The organism is Streptococcus pseudopneumoniae, from assembly GCF_038148935.1.
GTDB lineage: Bacteria > Bacillota > Bacilli > Lactobacillales > Streptococcaceae > Streptococcus > Streptococcus pseudopneumoniae_U.
In genome coordinates this window covers 22100-29440 of sequence record NZ_JBBJZX010000016.1, presented here as the reverse complement: position 1 = coordinate 29440, position 7341 = coordinate 22100, and the positions used below count along the sequence as shown (strand labels likewise).

Annotated in this window: 9 protein-coding genes; 5 read left to right on the top strand and 4 right to left on the bottom strand. The window is 35.7% G+C overall.

The annotated features are described in order from the left end of the window. From WKI42_RS03215 to sdaAB, 3 genes are all read right to left on the bottom strand, one after another. On the bottom strand, positions 1 to 419 hold a 419-nt coding region (locus WKI42_RS03215; protein ID WP_368081164.1), incomplete at its 3' end, for an HAD hydrolase-like protein. A 21-nt stretch (positions 420 to 440) separates the two neighbouring features. Next, positions 441 to 1313, bottom strand: coding sequence for an L-serine ammonia-lyase, iron-sulfur-dependent, subunit alpha (sdaAA, locus tag WKI42_RS03210; RefSeq protein ID WP_261442716.1), 873 nt, complete (start codon positions 1311 to 1313; stop codon positions 441 to 443). A gap of 8 nt (positions 1314 to 1321) precedes the next feature. After that, positions 1322 to 1993 (bottom strand): L-serine ammonia-lyase, iron-sulfur-dependent subunit beta, encoded by a 672-nt coding sequence (gene sdaAB, locus WKI42_RS03205; RefSeq protein WP_000838913.1) that lies wholly within the window; start codon positions 1991 to 1993, stop codon positions 1322 to 1324. Positions 1994 to 2232: 239 nt separating this feature from the next. On the opposite strand from sdaAB, the gene WKI42_RS03200 reads away from it, so the two are divergent. Beyond that, positions 2233 to 2856, top strand: a complete 624-nt coding sequence (locus WKI42_RS03200; RefSeq protein WP_368081163.1) for a LysM domain-containing protein — start codon at positions 2233 to 2235, stop codon at positions 2854 to 2856. 50 nt (positions 2857 to 2906) lie between these two features. On the opposite strand, the gene WKI42_RS03195 is transcribed toward WKI42_RS03200, so the two are convergent. Next, positions 2907 to 3770 (bottom strand): helix-turn-helix transcriptional regulator, encoded by an 864-nt coding sequence (locus WKI42_RS03195; protein WP_368081162.1) that lies wholly within the window; start codon positions 3768 to 3770, stop codon positions 2907 to 2909. A gap of 528 nt (positions 3771 to 4298) precedes the next feature. On the opposite strand from WKI42_RS03195, the gene WKI42_RS03190 reads away from it, so the two are divergent. From WKI42_RS03190 to WKI42_RS03175, 4 genes are all read left to right on the top strand, one after another. Next, on the top strand, positions 4299 to 4700 hold the full coding sequence (locus WKI42_RS03190; protein WP_050390508.1) for a hypothetical protein: 402 nt from the start codon (positions 4299 to 4301) through the stop codon (positions 4698 to 4700). A 73-nt stretch (positions 4701 to 4773) separates the two neighbouring features. Further along, positions 4774 to 5565 (top strand): hypothetical protein, encoded by a 792-nt coding sequence (locus WKI42_RS03185; protein ID WP_000385029.1) that lies wholly within the window; start codon positions 4774 to 4776, stop codon positions 5563 to 5565. Beyond that, positions 5552 to 6358 (top strand): hypothetical protein, encoded by an 807-nt coding sequence (locus tag WKI42_RS03180; protein ID WP_000713604.1) that lies wholly within the window; start codon positions 5552 to 5554, stop codon positions 6356 to 6358. Before WKI42_RS03185 ends, WKI42_RS03180 begins: the two co-directional genes overlap by 14 nt. Before the next feature lie 13 nt (positions 6359 to 6371). Next, positions 6372 to 7019 (top strand): ATP-binding cassette domain-containing protein, encoded by a 648-nt coding sequence (locus WKI42_RS03175; RefSeq protein ID WP_012972615.1) that lies wholly within the window; start codon positions 6372 to 6374, stop codon positions 7017 to 7019. Positions 7020 to 7341: the final 322 nt, after the last annotated feature.

Genomic DNA, 7341 nt, shown 5'->3' with positions numbered 1-7341 from the left:
GCCTTATGGGGTGCTTCAGGGCTGGAACCATAAATGCCATCAAAGAAATGATAGATGCCCAAGTTTTTAGTCATATCCTGAGCGGTTGGAGTATTCTTTGTAGTGGTGATATAAAGAGGGTAATTGTTCGATAACTTCTCAAGCAAGTCTACAATCTGAGGAAAGAGTTGAGCTTCATGGATGCCTTTTGTCTTGTAGTAAGATCGGTATATCTGCACAGCCTCAGAAATTTGTTCTTTAGGCAGGCAGGTCGCAAAACTACTTTCGAGAGGCGGTCCCATAAAACCACGAATCGTTTTGGCATCAGGGCTAGGCACCCCCAGCTCCTTAAAGGTATGGGTAAAGGCATTGTGAATTCCGATAGAACTGTCAACGAGGGTTCCATCCAGATCGAAAAAGATCGCTGTGATAGAGGTCATGGTTTCTCCTATTTTGATAAGTTATTCTCCGAAAATTTCTTTTTGGAGGCGACGACCAGTAGGGGTGGCAGCAAGTCCACCTTCAGCTGTTTCACGAAAGGCAGTTGGCATGCTTGAACCCACTTGGTACATGGCATCGATCACCTCATCCACAGGGATTTTAGATTCGATACCTGCCAAGGCCATGTCTGCTGCGATAAAGGCAAAGCTAGCTCCCATGGCATTACGTTTAACACAGGGAACTTCAACCAAGCCGGCAACAGGGTCACAGATGAGACCTAGCATATTTTTAATGACAAAGGCAATGGCCTGACTGGCCTGATAAGGTGTTCCACCGGCAGCTAGAGTCAAGGCTGCAGCACTCATAGCAGAGGCCGAACCAACCTCGGCCTGACAACCACCTTCAGCACCTGAGATAGAGGCATTGTTTGCGATGACTAGTCCAAAGGCACCAGCAGCAAAGAGAAAATCCAGTTGTTGCTCATGGCTGAGGTCTAATTTTTCAATAGCAGCAGTGAGAACAGAAGGCAGACAGCCGGCACTTCCTGCTGTCGGAGTGGCACAGACCAAGCCCATTTTGGCATTGTGTTCATTGACTGCTATGGCATTTCGGGCAGCCGAGAGAATCGTATAATCTGACAGAGTTTTTCCGTTTTTGATGTAGTGGTCCAGCTTGGCAGCATCTCCACCTGTCAGGCCACTACGAGATTTATTTTCATTGAGGCCAAGTTGGACAGAGGCTTTCATGACTTCTAGATTGCGTTCCATGAGAAGGAGGACTTCCTCACGTTCACGACCGGTCAATTCAAACTCTGTTGTAATCATGAGTTCTGCGACGTTTCCTTGAAAGTCCAGTTCTGCCTGCTCGACCAATTCTTTGATAGAATAAAACATGCTTCCTCCTATTTAAAGAAATTGACATTGTGGAGATGAGGAATTTTTCGAATTTTTTCGATGGCCTCATCACAGTTGCGACTGTCAACTTCGATAATCATAATAGCTTTTTCACCAGCTTTTTCACGAGTAACATTCATCTGGGCGATATTGATACCATAGCGTGAAAGGGCCTCCGTTACGAGGGCAATCATACCTGGAATATCTTGATGAACAATGATGATAGTCGGTGTATTCATATTGAGAGAGACGGCAAAGCCATTGAGTTCGGTTACCTGAATATTTCCTCCACCGATAGAAATACCAGTCACGCTGATGGTCTTGTGAGCATTTTTGACGGTAATTTTAGTGGTATTAGGATGCGGAGCATTGCTGTCTTTCTGAATGGTCCAGACAATCTTGATGCCACGCTTGTGGGCAATCTCCAGACTGTTTGGAATTTCAGGATCATCTGTATCCATGCCCAAGATACCTGCAACAAGGGCTAGGTCTGTCCCGTGACCACGATAAGTTTTGGCAAATGAGTTAAAAAGTTGGAATTCGACTTCTGTCGGAGTATCATCAAAAATGGAAGAGACAATCTTCCCAATACGAACAGCACCAGCGGTATGGCTACTAGATGGGCCAATCATAACTGGTCCGATGATATCAAAGACAGATTGAAAACGAAGTGATTTCATCAGTTTCCCCTTATAAAAATTCTTATCTCTATTATATCAAAGAATGAAGGTCTTGGCTTTAATTGTGGATGAAAACCTTTTTACACTACAAATAGCATAAAAATAGTATCTTTTATGACAAAAATAGCTTATTTAGGGAAATAAAAAATAATTTTGTAATATTTCTACATAAAAGTGTCAAGAAACAGTAATATTTAAAGGGTATGATAGTACTATAGAAAGAAGGAGAATTTTCGAATATGAAATCAACAACTAAAAAGATTAAAACAACTCTTGCAGGAGTAGCTGCCTTGTTTGCAGTATTTGCTCCATCATTTGTAGCTGCTCAAGAATCATCAACTTACACTGTTAAAGAAGGTGATACACTTTCAGAAATCGCTGAAACTCACAACACAACAGTTGAAAAATTGGCAGAAAACAACCACATTGATAACATTCATTTGATTTATGTTGGTCAAGAGTTGGTTATCGATGGCCCTGTAGCGCCTGCTACAACACCAGCGCCAGCTACTTATGCGGCACCAGCTGCTCAAGATGAGGCTGTTTCAGCTACAGTGACAGAAACTACAGAGGTAGAGGAAGAAACTCCAGTAGTAAGTGAAACAGTGGCAGAAGAAACAGTTGCTTCAACTGTAAGCGGATCTGAAGCAGAAGCCAAAGAATGGATCGCTCAAAAAGAATCAGGCGGTAGCTACACAGCTACAAACGGCCGTTATATCGGACGTTACCAATTGACAGATTCATACTTGAATGGTGACTACTCAGCTGAAAACCAAGAACGTGTAGCAGATGCCTACGTTGCAGGACGTTACGGTTCATGGACTGCTGCTAAAAACTTCTGGCTTAACAATGGCTGGTATTAAGAACTAACGAATAGAATAATATGAAAAGGTCGAGGAACTCCCTCGACTTTTTATCTTTTCTTCGATTGATAATAGATCTCCACTTCTTTTTTGAGATGAGACAGCATAGAAGTTTCATCGATCAGCTCCAGAAGTGAGAAACCTTTTTGGATCAATTTAGCATCATCCCTACAAATCCCGATACGGACATAGCAGATAGCAAGCCTATCGTAGCTTTTCTTGTTCTTGGCGTCCTCTAGTAAAGTATAGCAGATTTGCTTACACATGTTTTTGTCTTGATTGTATAAGTAAATAGTGGAAAGGTTGAGTAGGATTGTCACTCGCAAGTCATGTAGATGTTGATAGTTTTTATAGACTTCCAAGCGTTGCAAGATTTTTTCAGTGATGAGATGGAGGTGTTCAATGGGAAAGCTGAAAAGGATGGTATTGAGGATTTTTAGGTCATTTTCATACCATGTATCTTGTTTTTCAATTTTTTCCCAAAGTTTTGTGACAGTCTGTTTCACTTGGTTTGACAGTTGCTCTGTACCATGTTGACGGATATGAATGACAATTTCCAACATATCTCTGATTTCTTCTATGGGCAGGTCGTGGTGGGTTTTGAGATAGTCTTGGCATTTTTGAAATAGTTTTTCGAGTTCACTAGTCCCTAGGGTTGAGCTCATATTGAGATAGGTTTGCATGATTTCTGTTCGTTGGCTCGGTTGATAGAGGTGGCAGATATAGTCAAACTCTTCAAAACTCATATTGATTTGCCGGAGAAGAAACTCCATATTTTCATATTTGGGAGTTGCTTTACCACTTTCAATTTTTGATAAGCTGGTTCTTGAGAGAACCTCCCCACAGACCTCTTCTTGGGTCAATCCTTTTGATTCACGTATTTCTTTATAGACTTTTCCGAAATCATAACGCATGGGCTTTCTCCTTTTTGTGAAAAAAGTTAACAAATAATAAAATCCTATTAAAAATATTGTATCATAATAACAGGAATAGTAAAAAAGAAAATTAAAATAATGTGTGAAAAAAGTTAACTAATTTTAAAATAGAATAAAGAAGAGGTATACTATAGATACAAAATACAGATAGGAGGGAAAAAGTATGAATAAAAAAGTTTTTCGCTTTTTAGTTGTTCTTGCTTTCTTATTTAGCATTGCTACGGTTTTCCCATGGAGATGGCCGATGTGATGATTTCGTTTTTAGTAAAGAAGGAAGGTGAGTCCAATGGATTATTTAGTAATTACATAAGATTTTCTGTGAATGTTAATTTCGTTTTAAGGTAGTTATTCTATAAATTTGAATTCATTATAATTTTGATTTTTAGTTTATCATATTTGGTTTCACAGGAAGTATATCATATCCCAAATTAAAGAAAACAACACAATACAACATGTTTTTCATTTTGTATTGTGTCGTAAGTGGAGAGAAAGGATTGGATTGTAATAATGAAAAAACTAGATACTAAAACAAAGTTATTTGCAAGTATATGTGCTACGTTAATGATTGGTGCAATGGCTGTCTCTGCTAGAGAAATTTCGGACTACGATATGATTATGCCGAGATTCGGAGGTCGTACAGTGACTGACTCATTATATAAAACAAATCAATCAAGAGGAGTAAATAATAATACATCAATCGGTGGTGGTTATACAATGCACTGTGCTATTTTTAGAGGTGACGCTCAAATGACACGTACATATTCTGCAGGCAGTGGAGATAGGATTTATTTGAATTATAATAGTCCATCAGATGCAGAAGGATCTAATCTTAGATTGGGTGGATGGACAGGGTTCGCAACATATGTTAAAGTTCAAACCAGCGGTTCGTGGAGTCCTGATGAGTATTAAGAGCTAGAATATAGGTTTGTATATTTGGGGGTGAGCATGTTCGCTCATCCCATTTGTTTTATAGGAGAGAAGTATGGATTACAAGGTCAGTATGTTTTTAAAAGGGATGAAAAATAAGCAATTCTTTTTAGCAATATTAATTATTTTAACTTCTATGATATTTTCTGTAAGTGCATTTATTGAAGAGGGGATGGAGTATTTTTTTAATCATGATTATATTGTGGCATTTTTACAAGGTTATAATGGTGATAGGTCGTTGTTAATAGTTTTGGCACCTCTTATTGCAACAATTCCTTTTGCGTCACAGCATATCGAAAATAGAAAAAGTGGAATAATGAAATATATTATATCAAGGATGGGATATAAACAGTATTTTAATTCTATTTTTATAATCAATGGATTCATATCATTTACAACATTTATTTTTGGAATGTTATTATTCTTGATAATGTCAATTTTATTTTTTAATAGAAGTATAAATATGGATGCTTATTATGCAATAACAAAAGTTTCTATTTATGAATCAGCAGTGAGGACATCCCCGTTATTTTATGTAGTAATAATCATTTTACATTGTTCCTTTGTTGGCGTTGCATATAGTAGTGTTGGATTGGCGATGTCATATTTTATTAAGAGCAAATTTGTTGCATGGTTATCCCCATTTATTTTAACGACAATAGGATCATTGTTTGCTATGTTTTTAGGTCTTACTAAAATTGAACCAATGGCAATTTTTGATGTTTCAAGAGTAAAAGGAATAAGCATAATATTTGTTTTTGTATATTTGATACTTGTAGTAGTAATATCATATTGGATGTCGTATAAAAAATTTAAAAGGGATATAGAAACTGATGAAGAAATTTAAAGAATTAAAAAATAAAGAAGATTTTTATATAGGTTTTATATATTTATTAGTGGCTTTTGCTATATTAGCAAATTTTAGTCAGCTGATAGTATTGAAATATAAATTTGGGAATTTTCATTTTGGTGAGCTGATTCTTATCATGTTTAATGATTCCTATACTGGATATTTCACATTTCCGTTTTTATTAGCTTTCATAATGATGCTACAAAGCCCAGTTGAACAAAATATATTTTTTGTACTAAGTAGGTATTCAAGTAGAAATGATTTTTATAGAAATAAGCATTTCAAAATTTTGAAAAGTGTGATTTATTATGTGGTTAGTATTTGTATATTTTCCACTATAGTAGGAATAGGAGATTCTAACTTTGGCATCGGCATTTCAACAGCCACAAAAAAATTTTCAGAAACGTATTTATTTGGAAATTTTGAAACGAATATCGTAATTTATGAGATAGGGAAGATAATAATTTTACAAGGATTGTTGCTATATTTCTTTTCCCTGCTCCATGCACTTTTAACACAGTTTAGAATATCACAATCGTTAGTATTTGTTATATATACGGGCACTCTGATTGTAATGGCGGGTTCAACATTGGGCTTGTTAGGAGAACATCTGAGACCATTTTCATTGTTTTCTATTTCCGGTTCAGTATATGGTTACGGTATAAATTTCATTGGTAGATGTGGGATATTGGTATTTGTTGATGCAATGTTAGTTCTATTAAATTTTAAAATATTTGAAAATAAAGATATTACATTACCTAAAGGAAGTAAGCAGTATCAAGATGAGTAAGGAGTTGAAACGTATGGATTGTATAAAAGTAGATCATCTTTCAAAAACATTTGGGAAAAAGTGTGTTATAGATGATGTTAGTTATGTTTTTGAATCAGGTAAAATATATGGAATTATAGGAACCAATGGATGCGGGAAAAGTGTATTATTTAAAATGCTTTCAGGACTAATGAAACCTACTACGGGTAAGATTACAGTTGGAAGTGTAATTGTTGGTGAAAATGGCTCTATGCCACTTGATGTAGGCTTACTTATTGAACATCCAGGATTTTTGTCTAGTCTAACTGCATTAGAGAATTTAGAGCAATTAGCTACAATCAAAAATAAGATTACTAAGAAAGAGATTGAGGAAGTATTGAATAAGGTAGATTTATATCAGGATAAAGATGTAAGAGTAAAAAATTATTCATTAGGTATGTTACAAAGGTTAGGGATTGCCCAAGCATTGATGGAAAATCCTAAGATTTTACTCCTAGATGAACCATTTAATAGTATGGACTATGAAGGTGTAGAAGAACTTAGAAAAATAATTAAGAGTTATGCTCGAAAGAATCATATTACTATGTTGGTCACATCTCACAATAAAGAGGATATTGAAGTATTATCTGATATTGTTCTTGAATTGAAAAATGGTAAATTAGTTGAGATATCTAACTTTTAGTAATGGTAGGTGGCTAATTTTATTATAGACCTTTCCGAAATCATAACGCATAATTTTCTCCTTTTCGTGAAAAAAGTTAACAAATAATAAAATCCAATTAAAAATATTGTATCATAGTAATATAAAAAGTAGAAAATAAAAGTAAAATAAGCTTGATGTAATTTTAGAATGAGCTTAATGACTATAATGATGTAGCTAGAAAAGGGGTGGAAAAATGTTTAAAAATAAGGAACTTTTTCGAGTAGTCATGATATTTGTGATAGGAATTATCCTAATTTTAATGACACCCGTCTTATTTAAAGTTGTGATGGAACTATTTTCA